Origin of the sequence: Pseudomonas sp. CIP-10 (assembly GCF_020911845.1) — a bacterium.
Lineage (GTDB): Bacteria > Pseudomonadota > Gammaproteobacteria > Pseudomonadales > Pseudomonadaceae > Aquipseudomonas > Aquipseudomonas alloputida.
In genome coordinates, this window is the sequence record NZ_CP087160.1 from 3,377,127 (window position 1) to 3,394,062 (window position 16,936).

General features: G+C 64.4%; 16 protein-coding genes. 8 read left to right on the plus strand and 8 right to left on the minus strand.

What is annotated here, in order from left to right; genetic code table 11:
- Positions 1 to 14: 14 nt before the first annotated feature.
- From LMH93_RS15375 to LMH93_RS15385, 3 genes are read right to left on the minus strand one after another with little or no spacing between them, the layout of a single operon-like run.
- Positions 15 to 3,689, minus strand: a complete 3,675-nt coding sequence (locus tag LMH93_RS15375; RefSeq protein WP_230064336.1) for a translocation/assembly module TamB domain-containing protein — start codon at positions 3,687 to 3,689, stop codon at positions 15 to 17.
- Positions 3,686 to 5,428, minus strand: a complete 1,743-nt coding sequence (locus tag LMH93_RS15380; RefSeq protein ID WP_230065366.1) for an autotransporter assembly complex protein TamA — start codon at positions 5,426 to 5,428, stop codon at positions 3,686 to 3,688. Before LMH93_RS15380 ends, LMH93_RS15375 begins: the two co-directional genes overlap by 4 nt.
- 52 nt (positions 5,429 to 5,480) lie before the next feature.
- Positions 5,481 to 6,131: a GNAT family N-acetyltransferase gene (locus LMH93_RS15385; RefSeq protein WP_004576713.1), complete on the minus strand. Its 651-nt coding sequence runs from the start codon at positions 6,129 to 6,131 to the stop codon at positions 5,481 to 5,483.
- Positions 6,132 to 6,293: 162 nt separating this feature from the next.
- Between LMH93_RS15385 and xthA the strand changes: the two genes are divergently transcribed.
- Complete coding sequence (gene xthA, locus LMH93_RS15390; protein ID WP_003248046.1) at positions 6,294 to 7,106, plus strand: exodeoxyribonuclease III; 813 nt, start codon at positions 6,294 to 6,296, stop codon at positions 7,104 to 7,106.
- Between the two features lie 40 nt (positions 7,107 to 7,146).
- On the opposite strand, the gene LMH93_RS15395 is transcribed toward xthA, so the two are convergent.
- Together LMH93_RS15395 and LMH93_RS15400 are read right to left on the minus strand one after the other, a co-directional pair.
- On the minus strand, positions 7,147 to 7,899 hold the full coding sequence (locus LMH93_RS15395; protein WP_003248043.1) for an anti-sigma factor family protein: 753 nt from the start codon (positions 7,897 to 7,899) through the stop codon (positions 7,147 to 7,149).
- The gene (locus tag LMH93_RS15400; RefSeq protein ID WP_004577197.1) at positions 7,896 to 8,417 is read right to left on the minus strand and encodes a sigma-70 family RNA polymerase sigma factor; all 522 of its coding nucleotides are present in this window, start codon (positions 8,415 to 8,417) and stop codon (positions 7,896 to 7,898) included. The genes LMH93_RS15395 and LMH93_RS15400 overlap by 4 nt, the downstream gene beginning before the upstream one ends.
- 124 nt (positions 8,418 to 8,541) lie before the next feature.
- Here LMH93_RS15400 and LMH93_RS15405 point away from each other — a divergent pair, with 124 nt between their 5' ends.
- From LMH93_RS15405 to LMH93_RS15425, 5 genes are all read left to right on the plus strand, one after another.
- A complete protein-coding gene (locus tag LMH93_RS15405) occupies positions 8,542 to 9,594 on the plus strand; it encodes a catalase family peroxidase (RefSeq protein WP_070095893.1) in 1,053 nt (350 codons plus the stop codon).
- Entirely contained in the window at positions 9,591 to 10,124 is a 534-nt protein-coding gene (locus LMH93_RS15410) for a cytochrome b (protein WP_003248038.1), read from the plus strand. The genes LMH93_RS15405 and LMH93_RS15410 overlap by 4 nt, the downstream gene beginning before the upstream one ends.
- Positions 10,125 to 10,205: 81 nt before the next feature.
- Positions 10,206 to 11,411 (plus strand): MFS transporter, encoded by a 1,206-nt coding sequence (locus tag LMH93_RS15415; protein WP_003248036.1) that lies wholly within the window; start codon positions 10,206 to 10,208, stop codon positions 11,409 to 11,411.
- Positions 11,412 to 11,492: 81 nt separating this feature from the next.
- Complete coding sequence (locus LMH93_RS15420) at positions 11,493 to 12,038, plus strand: cupin domain-containing protein (RefSeq protein ID WP_003248033.1); 546 nt, start codon at positions 11,493 to 11,495, stop codon at positions 12,036 to 12,038.
- Between the two features lie 2 nt (positions 12,039 to 12,040).
- The gene (locus LMH93_RS15425) at positions 12,041 to 12,340 is read left to right on the plus strand and encodes a DUF7693 family protein (protein WP_012052548.1); all 300 of its coding nucleotides are present in this window, start codon (positions 12,041 to 12,043) and stop codon (positions 12,338 to 12,340) included.
- Here LMH93_RS15425 and LMH93_RS15430 read toward each other — a convergent pair.
- Positions 12,313 to 12,927 (minus strand): 2-hydroxychromene-2-carboxylate isomerase, encoded by a 615-nt coding sequence (locus tag LMH93_RS15430; protein WP_230064337.1) that lies wholly within the window; start codon positions 12,925 to 12,927, stop codon positions 12,313 to 12,315. The two genes, LMH93_RS15425 and LMH93_RS15430, sit on opposite strands and share 28 nt — an antisense overlap.
- A 29-nt stretch (positions 12,928 to 12,956) precedes the next feature.
- Entirely contained in the window at positions 12,957 to 13,688 is a 732-nt protein-coding gene (locus tag LMH93_RS15435; protein ID WP_014859932.1) for an SDR family oxidoreductase, read from the minus strand.
- Positions 13,689 to 13,777: 89 nt separating this feature from the next.
- Between LMH93_RS15435 and LMH93_RS15440 the strand changes: the two genes are divergently transcribed.
- Both LMH93_RS15440 and LMH93_RS15445 read left to right on the plus strand, forming a co-directional pair.
- Complete coding sequence (locus tag LMH93_RS15440) at positions 13,778 to 14,341, plus strand: TetR/AcrR family transcriptional regulator (RefSeq protein ID WP_003248015.1); 564 nt, start codon at positions 13,778 to 13,780, stop codon at positions 14,339 to 14,341.
- Positions 14,328 to 14,921 carry an eCIS core domain-containing protein gene (locus LMH93_RS15445; RefSeq protein ID WP_230064338.1) on the plus strand — a complete coding sequence of 198 codons (594 nt, stop codon included), beginning with the start codon at positions 14,328 to 14,330 and terminating at the stop codon, positions 14,919 to 14,921. The genes LMH93_RS15440 and LMH93_RS15445 overlap by 14 nt, the downstream gene beginning before the upstream one ends.
- A 261-nt stretch (positions 14,922 to 15,182) precedes the next feature.
- On the opposite strand, the gene LMH93_RS15450 is transcribed toward LMH93_RS15445, so the two are convergent.
- Positions 15,183 to 16,856 carry a fatty acid CoA ligase family protein gene (locus LMH93_RS15450; protein WP_003248011.1) on the minus strand — a complete coding sequence of 558 codons (1,674 nt, stop codon included), beginning with the start codon at positions 16,854 to 16,856 and terminating at the stop codon, positions 15,183 to 15,185.
- Positions 16,857 to 16,936 lie beyond the last annotated feature (80 nt).

Below are 16,936 nucleotides of genomic sequence, written 5' to 3' on the forward strand. Positions count from 1 at the left end.
GCCACGCTGCGGGCCTAGAAGTCGCGCTTGTAGAAGATGTCCAGAGAGCTTGCCAGCCCACTGGCGGCCTCGAGGTAAACCTTCTTGCTCAGCTTGTAACGCAACGCGATCGTGTTGGCCGGTTCGAACACGCCCACCCCGTAACGAAGGCTGAGTTTCTCGGTAAGGTTACCGCTGGCGACCACGCTGGTGCTGTTGCCAGAACCTTCGGTATCCAGCTGAAAGTCGTCGATCCCCAGGCTCGACGCCAGGCTGCCGGTTATGCCGGCGCTCCCGGCAAGGCCCAGGCCCAGGGCCGCCTCGGCGAGCATGTTGTTATCTTCGCCGGTATTGCCCAATGGCCGCCCCAATACCAGGTACGAAAGCGCCTGCTCCTGGCTCATGGCCGGCTCCGAGAACACTTTGGTCGTCGGCTGCTCGGCGCTGCCGCTCAGGCGGATGCCGGCTATCACATCGTCAACCTTGCGGATCGCTTCGATGTCCAGGTATGGCTGGTCAATCGGGCCGGCGAACAGCAGACGCGCCCGGCGTATGGTGAGGCGCTGGCCGTAGGCACGGTAGCGGCCGTCTGCCAGGCTCAGTTCGCCACGGGTATCGAGGTTATCGCCGATGTGCACATGACCCAGCAGGTTGGCAGTCAGCCCGAAGCCGCTGAACGACAGCTTGTCGCGGCCGACTTCGACATCGATGTCCATGGCCATTGCCATGGGTGGTTTGCCTTCCTCGGTCTGGTGACCGACGATTACCGTGTCATCCGACACCTTGACCGTGGACGGCGGCAGCTCTCGTACTGTGATCTTACCCTTGGGCACCTGCACCTTGCCGGTCACCGCCAGCTTGTCATCGATCAGACGCAAGGTCAGGTCCGGGGCAACTTCCAGTGTGGCGTAGGGCTCGACCGCGACCGGCAGTTGCTGGCCTTGCAGACGCACGTCCATGCCCAGCGCCTGCCCCCAGGTGAGGTTGCCGCTCAACTGGCCACGTCCCGCCTCGCCACTGCGCCAGTTACCGTTGAGCTGCACTTGCTCGCCGGCAATCAGCGCCTGCAATGACAGGTCCTGAAGGCTGGCCGGCAGCTCGGCGCCACTGACTTCGCCACCGCTGAGCATCAGGTTGCCGTTGACCTGAGGTGCCAGCAAGGTGCCTGAAAGCCGACCACTGCCATTGAGCTGCCCGGCCAGGCGTTCGACCATGGGCACGAATGGGCGGGCCACCGACAGGTCCAGCCCGGCCAGTCGGAAATCACCCGACAACGGTTTGTTCTTGCCCAGCGGATCGAGCCGGGCGTTGACGTTCAGCTCACCCAGGCGCTCACCGCGAAACGCCAGGCGCGTATCGATGCGCCGCGGTGCCAGCGTGCTGTCCAGGCGCAGGGCCTGGTAAGGGAAATCGACCCAACGGCCTTTGTCGCGCACGCGCAAGGTGCCACCACTGGCATCGACAACGACAGTGCCCTTGGGGCCGCTGGCCGGGATGTCCAGGTTGATATCGGCATTGAGCAGGCCTTGCCAGGCAAAGTCCTTCGGCAGCCACTGGGCCAGGCTGCCCAGCGGGAACTGCTTGAGGTGGTAGCGCAGGCGCGGTTCGGGGGCCAGCCGCTGGTCGTCGCCACACAGGCTTGCCTGGCCGGAGCGCCAGCAGTGGGCCCCGAAGTCAAGCTGGCCGCTGGCCAGCCGCTGCAGGCGTGCGGGCGCCTGCAACTGCCAGTCCTGGCCACCGGCCTGGATGCGGCCAGTGGCCAGGCGTCCGCGCCAGTCACCTTTGTTCAACTGGCCATCCAGGCCAAGGTCGAGCTTGAGCTGCGGGCCATCCAGCGCGAGGGTCAAGGCCTGTTGGCGTATGTCGCATTTGCCGTTGGCCTGCAACGTGCCCAAGGCGGTATCACCCAGGTGGATACCGGTTGCCTTGAGCCCGACTACACCGCGTTGGGCGTTGTCCAGGCGGGCATCCAGGTCCAACTGCTGCAGGCGGTTTTCGCCCTGGGCCAAGCGCTGGCCCTGCAGGGTGAGCGTACCTTGCGGGGCCTGCAAGGTGCCGGCGACATCCAGCCGGCCCTTGACCCCGCCTTGCAGCCTTGGCCACAACTGGCCCAGGCGGGGCAAGTCAAGGTCGACTTGCCCCGCCAGGCGCTGTTGCACGCTGCCACTGCCGTTGATGCGGTTGTCACCCAGCTGGATAGCCAGTGCGCCCAGGGTCCAGCTTTGCCCTGCCCCTTGGGCCTCGGCCTTGAGCATGGCTGGCTGGCCACGCAGGCGGCCTTTGAGGTCAAGCTGGGCATCGAGGGTAAGTGCATCGCCTTTCAGTTCGCCTTTGCTGCGCAGTGGCCCCGCCAGGGTACCGGGCAGCTCGGCCAGCCAATAGGCCGGGTCGAGCGCGGAGAGCTGCAGGTCGACATCCCAGGCCAGGGTGTCGGCAAAACGGACGGCGACACTGCCGGCTGCCTTGCCCTGGCCGGCGGTCAGCGCCAACTGCGGCAGTTTCACCTGGGTGAGGTCACCTTCGAACGGGCTGGCCAGGCTGAACGCTCCTGCCGGGCCGTCCAGGTCCCCCGTGAAAGTCCCCTGGTAATTGCCATCACGATAATGCACCTGGGTATTGAAGCGCTTGAGGGTGACCTCGGGCGGTGTCTCCAGAGGGTACAGACGCAACCACGGGAAGTCCTGCCAGTCCAGCTGCGCATCGGCGCTCAGGCCTTGCTGCCAGTCAGCCGTGGCTTGCAGCTTGACCCGTTGGCTGTCGCTGGCGGTCAGGTCCAGGGCATCGAGCCTGGCGCCTTTACTGTCAACCAGGCCGGACAGAAGCAAGGCGATCGGTGACTGCTCGGCCGGCAGGCTGGCCCTGCCAGACAGTTGATAGCCATCGAGCAGATCGCCCTTGGCATCGAGCTCGAGCGCGTTCAATTGCAGGGTGTCAGGCAACGCACCAGCCGGCTTAAACGCCTCGGAGCGGATGTGCAAGGTCGCCGGCAGGTGCTCGGCCAATGCCTGCAACTGCCCGCTCAATGTGGCATCGAGGTAACCACTGCTGGTGCCGGCGAGCTCCAGCGTCTTCTGCAATTGGCCTTTGGCCGTCAATGCCAGTTGCCAGGGTTTTTCGTCTACCGCAGGCAACTGTAATTGCGCCTGTAGTGTTACCGGCCAGTCGCCTTCGGGTTGCAGGTCACCCTGCAGGCTCAGTTGCAGGTCGTCGCGCAGCAGCCGCAGGCTGTCGATGCGTATCCCGCTGTTGGTCCAGTGCGCAGCCAATTGCAAATCGCCAAGCAGGTCGCTGCCATCCAGGCGCAGCTGCCCGACCTTGACCTCACCCAGTTCGATGGCCAGCGGCAAGCGCAGGGTCGGCAATTGCAGCGGGGCGCTCTCGGTCGGTTCGGTGCTTGGCGCAAAGGCCATGTCAATGCGGTCTGCCTGCAACCGGTCAATGCACAAGGTAGCGCGCAGCAAGCAAGCAGGCGACCAGGCCAGCGACGGCGCCTGCATCTCTACCGTGCTGCCGCCGTCGGCCCAGGTCAGCCGGCTGGCCTGCCAACTGCCCGCCAGGCGACCCTGGAAGTCGGCCACTTCAAGCCCCGGCACCTTGCCCAGTGCCCAGCGGCTGCCGGCCTGGGTACCCAGCAGCAAGCCGAGCACCAGGCCCATGCTCGCGACGCCCCCCAGCAGGCCCAGTGAAGTAAATTTGATTACGCGTTTCACAGCTCGGGCCCCATGGAAAAGTGCAGGCGAATGCCCCCTTCGTCATCCAGCGCCTTGGCCAGGTCCAGGCGCAGCGGCCCGACCGGCGATACCCAGCGCACACCAAAGCCGACACCGGTCTTGAGGCTGGGCAGCTCCAGGTCATTGAACGAGTTGCCTTGGTCGACGAACGTCGCGACCCGCCATTTTTCGGTCAGCGAATACTGGTACTCGACACTGCCTGCCACCAGGTAGCGCCCGCCAATACGGTCACCGTCGCTGTTCTTCGGCGACAGGGTCTGGTAGTCGTAACCGCGCACACTCTGGTCGCCACCTGCGAAGAAACGCAGCGACGGCGGAATGTTGTTCTTGAAGCCATTGGTCGCACTACCACCAAACTGTACACGCCCGAGAAAGCGATGGTTGTGGCCGAGCGTGGTCAGGCCTTTGAGCAATACGTTGCCATGCAGCAGGTTGGTGTCGGAAACCAGCCCTTCCTTGGCACCTTGAACATCGAACTGCAGGCGATAGCCATTGTGCGGATCGATGCGGTTGTCACTGCGCAGGAAGGAATAGCTGATGCCAGGCATCAACAGGTTACTCAATCCGGAGTCATCACCCAGGCGATATTCTTCGCGTTGGTACTTGAGCGAAATCACCCGCTGCCAGCCACTGGGCAGCTTGCTGTGCCACTCGGGGCCGACCGTCAACAGCTTGCTGAGCGTGTCGGTGCCGGCAAGCTCCTCGTTCTGGTAGCCACCGGCAAAGCGCAGCTTGTCGGTCAGCGGCGGATCGAGCGGAATGTCGTACCACAGGCCGACGTTCTGGCGCGGTGCCGACAGTTCGGTTTCCCAGCCATAGCTGTGACCTTGCGGGTTGACCCAGTGGCGGGTCCAGTTGGCCTTGCCGCGTGGCCCGACGTCGGTCGAGAAGCCCAGGCCAAGACCCATGGTGCGTGGTTTACGGGTTTCCAGGTGAACATCCACCGGGACTTCTTCGCCCACAGCAGCAGTGGGTGCCGCATCCACACGCACGCCTTCGAAATAGCCGCTCGATTGCAGGTCGTTGTTCAGTTCCGCGATCAGTTCCGAGTCGTAAGGGGTGCCCGGTTTGAACGAAACCATGCGCTGCAGCAGGTCCTCGTCCAGCGGCGCGTCGCCACCGAAGGTGACGGCGCCCAGGCGATAACGCGGGCCACTCTGGTAGACCAGTTCGATATCCGCCACACCCGCTTGTGGGTCAACGGCCAGGCGCTGGCTACTGAAGCGTCCACTGAAGAAGCCATAGCGCGACGCCTGGTTCTGGATCAACCGCTTGGCATCCTCGTAATGGCCGTGATTGAGTTGTTCACCCGCACGCAGGGCCTTGCTGTTAGGCACGCGGAAGGCCTTCATCTCGCTGGCAGGGCCCTCGATGCGCACGGTCACGTTGCGCAGGCGAATCGGTTCGCCCGGGTTGATGCTGATGAGCAGTTGCGGGGGATGGTCGGCGTCGCTGGCAGGCTTGACCTCGGTATCGATCTGCGTTTGATAGTAGCCAAGTGCCTGCGCCGCTTTGCGCGCCTGCTCCTCTGCCCCGCGACTGAAGCGTAAAAGTGCTTCTTCGTCGCGGTCACCCAATGTGCCTATATAGCCTTCGACATTGGCCTTGAGCGCCTTGTTGGCCGGTTTCACCTTCACCAACAACTCGCTCTGGCCCCATGCTGCGAAACTGGCGACCCAGAATACCAGGCCCCAGGTCAATCTTCCTGAATACGTCATGCGGCGCATGCTACCAGAGCCAGGCGCTCAAGGGAGCCGCCCGGCGGCCTGTTCAGGCAAAAGCGGGTTTTGAAGAGACTGGATTAGGATGAAAGAACACCCTCTCTCGGATTGGTCCTACAGCTACTTCACCAATTTCCTCATAACCCTGACGCTGGTAAAAAGCCAGGTAGTGCTCGTTACCGGTGTCCAGCACCACCCCTTGGGTGCCTGGGTCTTCCGCGCACCAGTCGTGCACAGCTTGTAACAATTGCTCGCCGTAGTGCTTGCCCTGAAACTGCGGGTGCACCCCCAGCAAAGGCAACACATGCACCTGGTCAGTGGGCAGACAGCTGGCCAATGCAGCCTGGTAGTCCATGTAGCGCCGCGTACAGCGCAGGCCGGTACCCAGCATCATGCGCAGGCGCCAGGCCCAGCTGTCGGCCACGCCCAGCCGGCGCTGCGGCGGCACGATCAGGGCCAGGGCAATCAGGCGGTCCTCGACCAGCAGGCCGATGGCGGGCAGTTGCAGGTAGAAGTGCTGGCGCACCCATTCGCGCACCATCACCCGCAGGCGCCGCTCATACCCCGGGCGCTGGGCTTCGAAGATGTAGGCGAAGGTGGGCTCGTGGCGGTAGGCGTTGTACAGCAGCGAACGTGCCTCGCGGCTGTAACCATCGTCGAGCAGGCAGACACGGGCCGGGGCGGCTGTGGTTTCGGGCATTGCGGGCAGACCTCCTGGAATGGGCGTTCAGTGCCTTGGAGGTGCCCCAGCGTGCTTCGTTCACCCCCAACAGCACGTTAGCAGCAGGCTCGCCTGGCCGCCATGCTGGTGATGCAGGTCGATGTCGGCTAGCATCGCGCCTTTTACCGGGATTGTCTTTCCATGAAGATCGTCTGTTTCAACATCAACGGCCTGCGGGCCCGCCCGCATCAGCTGGCGGCGCTGATCGAAAAGCACCAGCCGGACGTGATCGGCCTGCAGGAAACCAAGGTCAGCGACGATCAGTTCCCGCTGGCCGACGTGCAGGCACTGGGTTACCACGTGCACTACCATGGCCAGAAAGGCCACTACGGCGTGGCCCTGCTGTCGCGCCAGCCGCCGCTGAGCCTGCACAAGGGCTTTGCCACCGACGAAGAGGATGCCCAGCGCCGCTTCATCTGGGGTACCTTTGCCGATGCCAACGGCAGCCCGATCACCATCATGAACGGCTATTTCCCCCAAGGCGAAAGCCGCGACCACCCCACCAAGTTCCCGGCCAAGCAGCGCTTCTACAGCGACCTGCAGGCACTGCTGGAAAGCCAGTTCCGCAACGACCAGCCAGTGCTGGTGATGGGCGACATGAACATCTCGCCGCAAGACTGTGATATCGGCATTGGCCCGGACAACGCCAAACGCTGGCTGAAGACCGGCAAGTGCAGCTTCCTGCCGGAGGAGCGTGAGTGGATGGAACGTTTGAAAGGCTGGGGGTTGGTAGACAGCTTCCGCCACCTGTACCCGGAGGTGACCGACCGTTTCAGCTGGTTCGACTACCGAAGCCGCGGCTTCGAGGACGAGCCCAAGCGCGGCCTGCGCATCGACCTGATCATGGCCTCGCAGCCGCTGGTGCCGCGCATCAAGGCAGCGGGCGTGGACTATGAGCTGCGCGGGATGGAAAAGCCGTCGGACCATGCGCCGATCTGGCTGGAGTTGAGCTGATTCGGGTGACGGGCCCAAGGTGCACACCTTGGGCCCACACTCACAACCCCAACCTCAACGCCTCCCCCACCCCCGCCCCACGCACATCGTCCGCCGCGCTGACCAAGGCAAAGTTATAAGCCCCATGCGACCAGTACCGCGCCTCCAGCTGGCCATCGACCCGCTGCCCGTCCGGCATGCGCCGATAAAGGTCGCCCGGCGAGCGCAGGAACAGGCTGATGCGCTGGCCCTTGCCATCTTCGAATACCAGTAATGCAGCCGGCCCCTGCTCGTTGCTGAGCAAGCGGGCGCCCACCGGTTTGAAGCCATACCCCGCCAGGTCCGGTAACTGGCCCACCCGGCTGAAATGGCGGCCTAGCCAGTCGCGCAACCGCCCAGGATCACTGGCCTGGATATCCAGTGCTTCACTGCTGGCGAACAAACGGTGCGCCTGAACAGCATCAGCCATGGGCAGGTCGACCCGCGCCAAGGTTGCATCGCGCACTTGCCAGCCGCCCAAACCCCCCACACCCAACGCCAGCATCACCACCGCCGCCGCCGCCCAACGCCGCTGCCGACGCTGGCGCAATTGCCGACGCAACTGGCCAAGGTCCAGCTGCGCCGCACCGGGCAGCTCGCCCAATCCGGCCAGCGCTGTGCGCAGCCGCCGGGCATCGGCGCGCCAGCCTTCCACCCGTGCCGCAGCTTGCGGGTTGGCCGCCAGCCAGGCCTGCACTTCGGCCCGGCGCACAGGTTCCAGGCGCTCATCGACGTAAGCGTGCAATTCGTCATCGCTGGGGATCAGGCGCTTCATTTCAGTCTCCGCAAGGCCGGGGGCTGGGGGTTGCCCTCGGTCAGTTCGCGCAAGGCATTGCGCGCGCGCGACAGGCGCGACATCACAGTGCCGATGGGGATGCCCAAGGCCTGGGCGGCCTCCTTGTAACTCAAGCCTTCGATGCTGACCAGCAACAACAAGGCACGCTGCTCCGCCGTCAGCCGGGCAAACGCCTGCAGGTCGGCCTGTGCCAGGACGATGGTTTCGAGGTTGTCACCGACCGGCTCATCGTCGTGCTCGTTACGGCCGAACCAGGACAACCAGCGCGCATGCAATCGCTCGCGGCGCTTACCGTCGAGGAACTGTCGATAAAGGATGGTGAACAGCCAGGCACGCAGGGCATCAGCGTCCCGCTGCTGGTCGCGACGGCTCAGGGCCCGCTCGACCGTGGCCTGCACCAGGTCGTCGGCGCTGCCCGGCTCGCGGGTCAGCCACACGGCAAAGCGGCGCAGGCGGGCCAGCAGCTCGCGCCACTGGTGGTCGTCCAAATCATGCATGGCTAGGTCCCGGCCTCTGGGGTTGTCAGTGTAAAGGGCAGACGCCTGTGAACACATTCTATTCCCAATGAGGGAATAACTTTTTCTCTGACACGTCGTACTGGCACCTTCACTGAACCGGACGATGATCATGAACACACCCTTGCACGGCTCGGCCAAAGCCTTGCGCCTGGCCGCCATTGGCGGCGTGCTGTTGGCCGCAGGTGCCGGCTTTGCCTATGCCGCTGGCTGGCTCGGCGAACCCCGACTGACGCCACAGCGCATCATCGACACCTTCGAAGCCCAAGCCGGGCATTACCCCGGCTACCGCAAGAACCACGCCAAGGGCTTGTGCGTGAGCGGCTACTTCCAGGCCAGCGGGCAGGCCGCCAACCTGTCCACGGCGCGCGCCTTCAGCCAGCAACGGGTGCCGGTGGTGGGCCGTTTTGCCATCGGCGGCGCCAACCCGTTCGCCCCGGATACGGGTATACCCGTACGCAGCCTGGCGATTGAGCTAAGCACCGACGATGGCCAGGTCTGGCGGACCGGCATGAACAACCCTCCGGTGCTGGCAGTCAGCACGCCGCAAGGGTTCTACCAGCAAGTACTGGCGAGCGCACCAGACCCGGCAACCGGCAAACCGGACCCTGGCAAGCTGCAGGCGTTCTTCGCCGCTCACCCGGAAAGCACGGCGTTTCGCCAATGGGCGGCGGGTTACAAACCCAGCGACAGCTTCGCCAACACGCAGTACCACAGTATCAATGCCTTCCGCCTGATCGACGCAGCGGGTGCGGCCCACCCGGTGCGTTGGCAGCTCGAGCCACAAACTGCATTTGCGGCATTACCCGCGCAGGTTGATGACAAGCAATTCCTGCAACACGACTTGCAGCAGCGCCTTGCCCAAGGCCCGTTGCGCTGGACGCTGCGCCTGGTACTGGCCGAACCTGGCGATGCCGTGGACGACCCTGCCCGGCCGTGGCCCGCCGAGCGGCGCAGCGTGGACGCTGGCACTCTGGTACTGGAACAGGTAGACGCCCCCGAGCAAGGGGCCTGCCGCGATCTCAACTTCGACCCGCTGATCCTGCCCCGCGGCATAGAGGCGTCAGCCGACCCGATCCTCGCCGCCCGCTCGGCCGCCTATTCCGAATCGTTCAACCGCCGTAGCCGCGAATCGCTCAGCACCGGAGCCAAGCCATGAAACCTCAAGCCTTCCACCCTTTCGCCCGCGTGTTGCACTGGCTGATGGCCGTGCTGATTCTGGCCATGCTGTTCATCGGCGTAAGCATGGTCGCCGACCTGTCGCTACGCCACCCGGTGCTGATCAGCCTGCACAAGGCCACCGGGCTGGCCCTGCTGGTGCTGGTGGTACTGCGCATTGCTGTGCGCCTGACCCTACCTCACCCGCCCCTGCCGAACGACCTGCCAAAACTGCAGCGCTGGGCCGCCGGAGCCTCGCATCTGCTGCTCTATGGCCTGATGCTGGCCATGCCGCTGCTGGGCTGGGCCATGCTGTCGGCAGGCGATTACCCGCGCCCGCTCGGCTTGCCCGCCATCGCCCCCCACAACCTGCAGCTATATGCCGTGCTGCGCCAGGCCCATGGCTGGGCCGGCTACCTGCTGTTCGCCACGGTGCTGGTGCATGTGGGGGCCGCTTTGATGCATGCGTGGGTGCGCCGTGACGGTGTGTTGCGTAGCATGTGGCCTGGCCCCTTGCACCGCAGCGAGTGAACGGTAGCAGCACGGGGTTCGACAATCGATAATGATTCCTAATAATATCGGTTTTGTTTGCCACTCTGCCCTGGACTGCCCATGAACGTCGCAAAGGATCCTGCAACCCTTCTGCCTGCCAGCACCCTGAACCTGCGCCCGCTGTTGCTGGCCAACATGGCCTGCACCATGTCGATGATGGCGTTCGTCGCCCTGATCGGCCCGATAGCCCGCCAGCTTGGCATGGCCACCTGGCAAGCCGGCGCCGCCGTGACCGTGGCCGGCGTGGTCTGGGTGCTGCTGGCCCGGCCCTGGGGCCGCGCGGCAGACCGCCTGGGCCGCCGGCGCATCCTGCTGCTGGGCAGCGCCGGCTTCACCCTGGCCTACTGGCTGCTGTGCCTGTTCGTCGAAGGCGCACTGCGCTGGATGCCGGGGGCGACCTTGGCGTTCATCGGCCTGATGATCGCGCGTGGTTGCATCGGCGCCTTTTATGCCGCCATCCCGGTGGGCTGCAATGCGCTGATCGCCGACCATGTCGAGCCGCAACGCCGGGCGCGGGCCATGGCCTCACTGGGGGCGGCCAACGCCGTCGGTCTGGTGGTCGGGCCGGCGCTGGCCGCACTGCTGGCGCGGCACAGCCTGAGCCTGCCGTTCCATATCATGTCGCTGCTGCCGGCCACTGCCTTCCTCGTGCTGTTTTTCACCCTCAAACCACAGGCGCTGCCGCACAGCCACGCCCCCAGCCCGGTGCGGCTGAACGACCCGCGCCTGCGCCGGCCGCTGCTGGTGGCATTCAGCGCCATGCTCAGCGTGACCGTGTCGCAGATCATCGTCGGTTTCTTTGCCCTTGACCGTTTGCATCTGGGCCCTGCCGAAGCGGCCCAGGCGGCTGGCATCGCCCTGACCACCGTGGGTGTGGCACTGATGCTGGCCCAGGTGATACTGCGCCAACTGGAGTGGCCACCGCTGAAGATGATCCGGGTGGGTGCCACGGTATCGGCACTGGGCTTTGCCTGTGGCTCGCTGGCCACCACGGCCCCCTGGCTGTGGGCTTGCTATTTTGTTGCGGCGGCCGGTATGGGCTTCGTCTTCCCGGCGTTTTCGGCACTGGCGGCCAATGCCATGCAGGCCTCCGAACAAGGCGCCACGGCCGGCTCCATTGGCGCCGCCCAAGGCATGGGCGCGGTGATCGGGCCGCTCGCCGGTACCTTGGTGTATGCCCTTGATCCGCGCTTGCCATTCCTGGCCGTGGCCGTGCTGTTGCTGCTGGTCGGGCTATGGCCAATGCCGCGTGAGCAGCGGGTTTGAGAAGCACAGCGCGCAAGGGCGCAGAGTGTGTTTTAATGCGCATCGCTCATTATTATTGACACCTCTGATTACAAGGCGGCTATGGACACGGGGACGCGACTCAAACTGGTGCGTGAACGCAACAACCTCTCCCAACGGGAACTGGCCCGTCGCAGCGGGCTGACCAATTCGACGATCTCGCAGATCGAGCAGAATCGCGTCAGCCCTTCGGTCAGCTCCCTGAAAAAACTGCTCGAGGGCATCCCCATGAGCCTGGCGGAGTTTTTCAGCTTCGACGAGCCGGTGCGTGAGGAACGCTACGTATTCCGTGGTGGCGAACAACCCGACCTGGGCCGCAATGGCCTGCGCATGCTGCTGGTCGGCGCCAGCGTCGAAGGCCGCCAAATGCGCATGCTGCGTGAGCTGTACGCACCCGGCGCCGACTCTGGCGAGCCGATCGTGCACGCTGAAGGCGAAGAATGCGGGTTGGTCACCCGTGGCACCGTCGAGCTGTGGGTCGACGGCCAGGTCAGCGTCCTCAATTCGGGCGACGGCTACTACATCCCCACGACCCTGCCGCACAGTTTCAAGAACATCGGCCCGGATGAGGCCGAGATCATCAGCGCCAACACGCCGGCGAATTTCTGATCTTGACGCACAGACCTTCACTGAGCGCCCGGGATGTCTATCAGTGCCTGCGTAATGTGGCCCTTGGCGTGCACCACCTTGAGGTGGCTGCACGCCGCGAGGGTGGCTTGGTCGATGTCGGTATCCAGGGCTGGCAACTGACGTTGGCCTTGGATACTGAAGGCTTGGCGCATTGCGTTCATTGCCAAGCCCCCGGCGGCGAACAGGCCGGGCTCGAGCACTGGCAGCGCTATGGCACCAACCCCACCGACTTGCTCAGCCTGTGGGAGCGCACTCAGCTGGAGAGGCTGCTGGCCCCCTGACGCAGCGCCTCCTCGACAAAGTCCAGGCGGTCCTGGCCGAAGAACATGCCATCACCGACAAAACAGGTGGGCGCGCCAAACACCCCGCGCGCCACAGCGGCCTCGGTGGCCTGCTTTAGCGCTTCTTTTACTTCGCTGTCAGCGGCCAGGGCATGAAAAACCTGCGGGTCGAAGCCTGCCTGCACGAGTGTTTCATTCAGCACAGCGCTGTCGCTCAGGTTGCGGCGCTGTACCCACAGCCCAGTGAACAGCACCGATAGCAATGCCTCGAACCGATCCGGTGAATGCAACTGGGTACCTGTCACGCCGCGCATCAAAGTCAGGGTATTGACCGGAAAGCCCGGCGGCATCTCGAACGGCACACCGTAGCGTTGGGCAAAGCGTGCCAGGTCGGTGAACATGTAGCGCCCTTTGGCCGGGATCATGGCCGGCGAAGCATTGCCGGTAGCCTGGAAAACCCCGCCAAGCAGCATTGGCCGGTAGCGCAGCGTAGCGCCGTGGCGGGCACACAGGTTCGGCAGTTGGGTCCAGGCCAGGTAACTGGCCGGGCTGCCCAGGTCAAAAAAGAAATCGACAGACGTGTGCATGGTGACGGTCCTTGCGTGTTAACGGGGGTTTACCAGCGTTCCATCCAGGGGCGCAGGTCCAGCTCGAACGTCCAGGCGTCGCGGGGCTGGGCGTGCAGGAACCAGTAACTGTCGGCAATGTGCGCCGGGTCAAGGATGCCATCCTGGTCCTTGAGGGCATAACGCTCGGGGAAGCTGTCACGGATGAAGGCCGTGTCGATGGCACCGTCCACCACCACATGGGCGACATGGATGTTGCGTGGCCCCAACTCGCGCGCCATGCTCTGTGCCAGGGCACGCAAGCCATGCTTGGCGCCGGCGAAGGCGGCAAAACCGGCTGCGCCGCGGGTACCGGCTGTAGCGCCGGTGAACAGGAGGGTGCCGCGCTCACGCTGAACCATACGCCGGGCCACCGCCTGCGCGGTGAGGAAACCGGCAAAGCAGGCCATTTCCCAGATCTTGAAGTACTTGCGTGGGGTTTCCTCGAGAATGCTGCACGGCACATTCGCGCCGATATTGAAGACAAATGCCTCAATCGGACCTATATCACGCTCGATAGTCTCCACCAGCGCGGTCACCTCCTCTTCCTTGCGCGCATCAGAGCCAAAACCGTAGGCCTGGCCGCCAGCGGCGTGTATTTCCTCCAGTAGCGGCTGCAGTTTGTCGGCCTGGCGCCGGGTTACGCAGGCAATATAGCCCTCACGCGCAAAGCGCTTGGCGATCTCACCCCCAGTGGCGTCGCCCGCCCCGATCACCAGCACGACTTTTTGTTGTTCTGACATGCCTGCCTCCATGGGTAAATGATCGTTTAGTAAACGAACGCTATGCTATGATCGCGGTCATCGTCAAGCCTGTCTGCCGAGGCATGTGAATGCGCTATTCCAACGAACACAAACAGCAAACCCGCGAACGGTTGCTGGCCAGCAGCGGCGCGCTGGCCAAACGCGGGGGTTTTGCCAGCACCGGCGTGGCCGGGTTGATGAAAGCGATCGGCCTGACCGGCGGTGCCTTCTACAACCACTTCCCGTCCAAGGACGACCTGTTTACCGAGGTGGTACGCCAGGAGCTGAGCAACAGCCCCCTGGCACGCCTGGCTTGCCAAGGCGCCAACCGCGAACGCCTGGGCCGCTGTCTGCAGCAGTACCTGAGCCTGGCCCACCTGCGCAATGCCGAAGGTGGATGCCCGCTGCCGCCGCTGGGTGTGGAAATCGCCCGGGCCGACACGCCGGTGCGTGAAGTGGCTGAGCACTGGCTGGTAGAGCTGCACCAGGCCTGGAGCACAACCTTGGAGGATGAGCAGCTGGCCTGGGTGCTGATAAGCCAGTGCGTAGGGGCATTGCTGGTCGGGCGCATGCTGGCCAGTGAAAGCGTGCAAGCGCAGGTACTGGGCGCCAGCCGCCAGTTTGTCGAACAGGCCCTGCATGAAACGGATTAGTGCCCTGCTGAGTTTGCTATTGGCCCTGCCAGCGCTTGCCGAACAGGCCTGCCCGCCTGGGCAGTATCAAGTGTGCCTGATGGGCTGCTTCTGCGCCCCGATCGACCCAGGCCAGGCCGGGCAGATCCTCAAGGAGGTGGAGGTCATGGCCTCGTCCAGCCTGACCTACGCCTTGCGCCAGGCCCGCGACGAAGCAACGGCCAGCGGAGTGCAGCCGATTCCGTTGCATATTCGGGCGCAGCTTGAACCTTGGTATGACTTTGCCGTGCTCGACGCGGCGCGCTTCCGGGTGGGGGATGAGCAACAGATGAGCGCAGCCAATGCGCTATTGCAGAACCCCGATGTGAACGCCGTTACACTGATCGACACGATCATCTTCCGCCGGGCCGCCGATGCCGAGGACAACGTGGCCTTGTGGGCGCACGAGCTCAAGCATGTGCAGCAGTATCAGGAGCTGGGCGTGGAGGCGTTTGCCCGACGCTATACGCGTAACTACGACGACCTGGAGGGGCCGGCCTACAAGATCGAGGCCGAAGTCGACAAGGCGCTGCGCGAGCGTCGTTCAGGCCTGGCCCGCTGATTGGCCAGGGATGTTGGCCAGCAGGGCCGGCCCCTTCGCGGGTGAACCCGCTCCTACAACGGCATGTGTTCAACTCCCGCTGTGTGTCCGCGACCGCGTAGGAGCGGGTTTACCCGCGAATACGGTGGCGGCTGCGACGGTGAACAGCGGGTAGAGATTGGCCAGCAGGGCCGGCCCTTTCGCGGGTGAACCCGCTCCTACGGGCGACCGCGCAGGATGTTCGAATCTTGAGCAAGGCGTTCACCTTGGGCACGTAAAAGGTCATCTGGCAGACAGCTCTTCGACACTGATCTCGCGCATCCGGAACTTCTGCACCTTGCCCGTAACCGTCATCGGAAACGCGTCGACAAAACGGAAGTACCTGGGCACCTTGAAGTGCGCAATCCTTGCCCTCGCCCACTCACGCAACGCTTCCTCACTGACAGCATGCCCCGGGTGCAGGCGCACCCAGGCCACGATCTCTTCACCGTACTTGCTGCACGGCACGCCAATCACCTGCACATCGGCCACCGCCGGATGGGTGAAGAAGAACTCCTCCAGCTCGCGCGGATAAATGTTCTCGCCGCCGCGAATGATCATGTCCTTGCTGCGTCCGACAATACGCACATAGCCCTGCTCGTCCATCACCGCCAGGTCGCCAGTGTGCATCCAGCCCTCTGCGTCGATGCTCTCGGCGGTGGCTTTGGGGTTGTTCCAGTAACCCAGCATCACGCTGTAGCCGCGGGTGCACAGTTCGCCGATCTCGCCACGCGGGACAGTGTTGCCTTCGGCGTCCACCACCTTGCTCTCCAGCCGGGGCTGGGTGCGACCGACGCTGGTCACGCGACGCTCCAGGTCGTCAGCGGCACCGGTCTGCAAGGACACCGGGCTGGTCTCGGTCATGCCATAGGCAATCTGCACTTCGGCCATGTGCATCTCGCCAATCACCCGGCGCATCACCTCGATCGGGCAGGTCGCGCCGGCCATGATCCCGGTGCGCAGGCTCGACAGGTCGAACTCACCACGCTGCGGATGGTCCAGTTCGGCAATGAACATGGTCGGCACACCATACAGCGCAGTGGCTTTTTCCTGCGCCACTGCCCGCAGCGTGGCCAGCGGGTCGAAGGCATCGCTGGGGTAAATCAGTGCGCTGCCGTGGGTCATGCAGCCAAGGTTGGCCATGACCATGCCGAAGCAGTGGTACAGCGGCACCGGCACCACCAGCCGATCGTGCTCGGTAAGGCCCAGGCTTTCACCGACCATGTACCCGTTGTTGAGGATATTGCTGTGGCTAAGGGTGGCCCCCTTGGGGAAACCGGTGGTGCCTGAGGTGTACTGGATATTGATCGGGTCGTCGCAACGCAGTTGTGCCTGGCGCGCGGCCAGGGCCTCGCCGCTGACGGCCTCGGCACGGGCCTGCAATGCGTGCCAAGCCAGGAAGCCCGGCGGTGGCGACAGCGCCAGGCTGACCACGCCACGCAGCTCGGGGAAGCGCTCGCAGATCAGCGCGCCCGGTTGGCCGTTGGCCAGGCCCGGGAGCAGGCCCTGCAGCGTGGCGTGGTAATCGGAGGTCTTGAACGCATCGGCACAGATCACCCAGCGGCAGCCGGACTGGCCAAGGGCGTAGTCCAGTTCGCTGGAACGGTAGGCCGGGTTGATGTTGACCAGGATCGCGCCAACCTTGGCGCTGGCAAACTGGGTAATGCACCACTCGGCGCAGTTGGGTGCCCAGATGCCAAGACGGTCACCGGGCTGCACGCCCAGGGCCATCAGCGCGCGGGCGTGCTGGTCGACGGCGTCGGCCAGTTGCCGCCACGTGTAGCGCAGGGCCTGATGGTGAACCACCAGCGCCTCACGCTCGGGGAAGCGGGCCACGGTGGCGTCGAAGGCGTCGCCAATGCATTGGGTCAGCAGGGGCTTGTCCTGGTTGCCCTGGGTGTAGCTTGGCTGGGGCATAGGCGTTCTCTTGTTGTTCTTGTGTTTTCTGTGCTGGCTTCTTCGCGGGTGAACCCGCTCCTACAAAAACCTCCACCGGC

Coding starts and splice junctions, on each gene's coding strand:
- LMH93_RS15445 (WP_230064338.1), top strand. CDS start 14,328: ATGAAACGGATTAGTGCCCTGCTGAGTTTGCTATTGGCCCTGCCAGCG.
- LMH93_RS15435 (WP_014859932.1), bottom strand. CDS start 13,688: ATGTCAGAACAACAAAAAGTCGTGCTGGTGATCGGGGCGGGCGACGCC.
- LMH93_RS15385 (WP_004576713.1), bottom strand. CDS start 6,131: ATGCCCGAAACCACAGCCGCCCCGGCCCGTGTCTGCCTGCTCGACGAT.
- xthA (WP_003248046.1), top strand. CDS start 6,294: ATGAAGATCGTCTGTTTCAACATCAACGGCCTGCGGGCCCGCCCGCAT.
- LMH93_RS15415 (WP_003248036.1), top strand. CDS start 10,206: ATGAACGTCGCAAAGGATCCTGCAACCCTTCTGCCTGCCAGCACCCTG.
- LMH93_RS15430 (WP_230064337.1), bottom strand. CDS start 12,927: ATGCACACGTCTGTCGATTTCTTTTTTGACCTGGGCAGCCCGGCCAGT.
- LMH93_RS15400 (WP_004577197.1), bottom strand. CDS start 8,417: ATGCATGATTTGGACGACCACCAGTGGCGCGAGCTGCTGGCCCGCCTG.
- LMH93_RS15420 (WP_003248033.1), top strand. CDS start 11,493: ATGGACACGGGGACGCGACTCAAACTGGTGCGTGAACGCAACAACCTC.
- LMH93_RS15395 (WP_003248043.1), bottom strand. CDS start 7,899: ATGAAGCGCCTGATCCCCAGCGATGACGAATTGCACGCTTACGTCGAT.
- LMH93_RS15440 (WP_003248015.1), top strand. CDS start 13,778: ATGCGCTATTCCAACGAACACAAACAGCAAACCCGCGAACGGTTGCTG.
- LMH93_RS15410 (WP_003248038.1), top strand. CDS start 9,591: ATGAAACCTCAAGCCTTCCACCCTTTCGCCCGCGTGTTGCACTGGCTG.
- LMH93_RS15405 (WP_070095893.1), top strand. CDS start 8,542: ATGATCATGAACACACCCTTGCACGGCTCGGCCAAAGCCTTGCGCCTG.
- LMH93_RS15380 (WP_230065366.1), bottom strand. CDS start 5,428: ATGACGTATTCAGGAAGATTGACCTGGGGCCTGGTATTCTGGGTCGCC.
- LMH93_RS15450 (WP_003248011.1), bottom strand. CDS start 16,856: ATGCCCCAGCCAAGCTACACCCAGGGCAACCAGGACAAGCCCCTGCTG.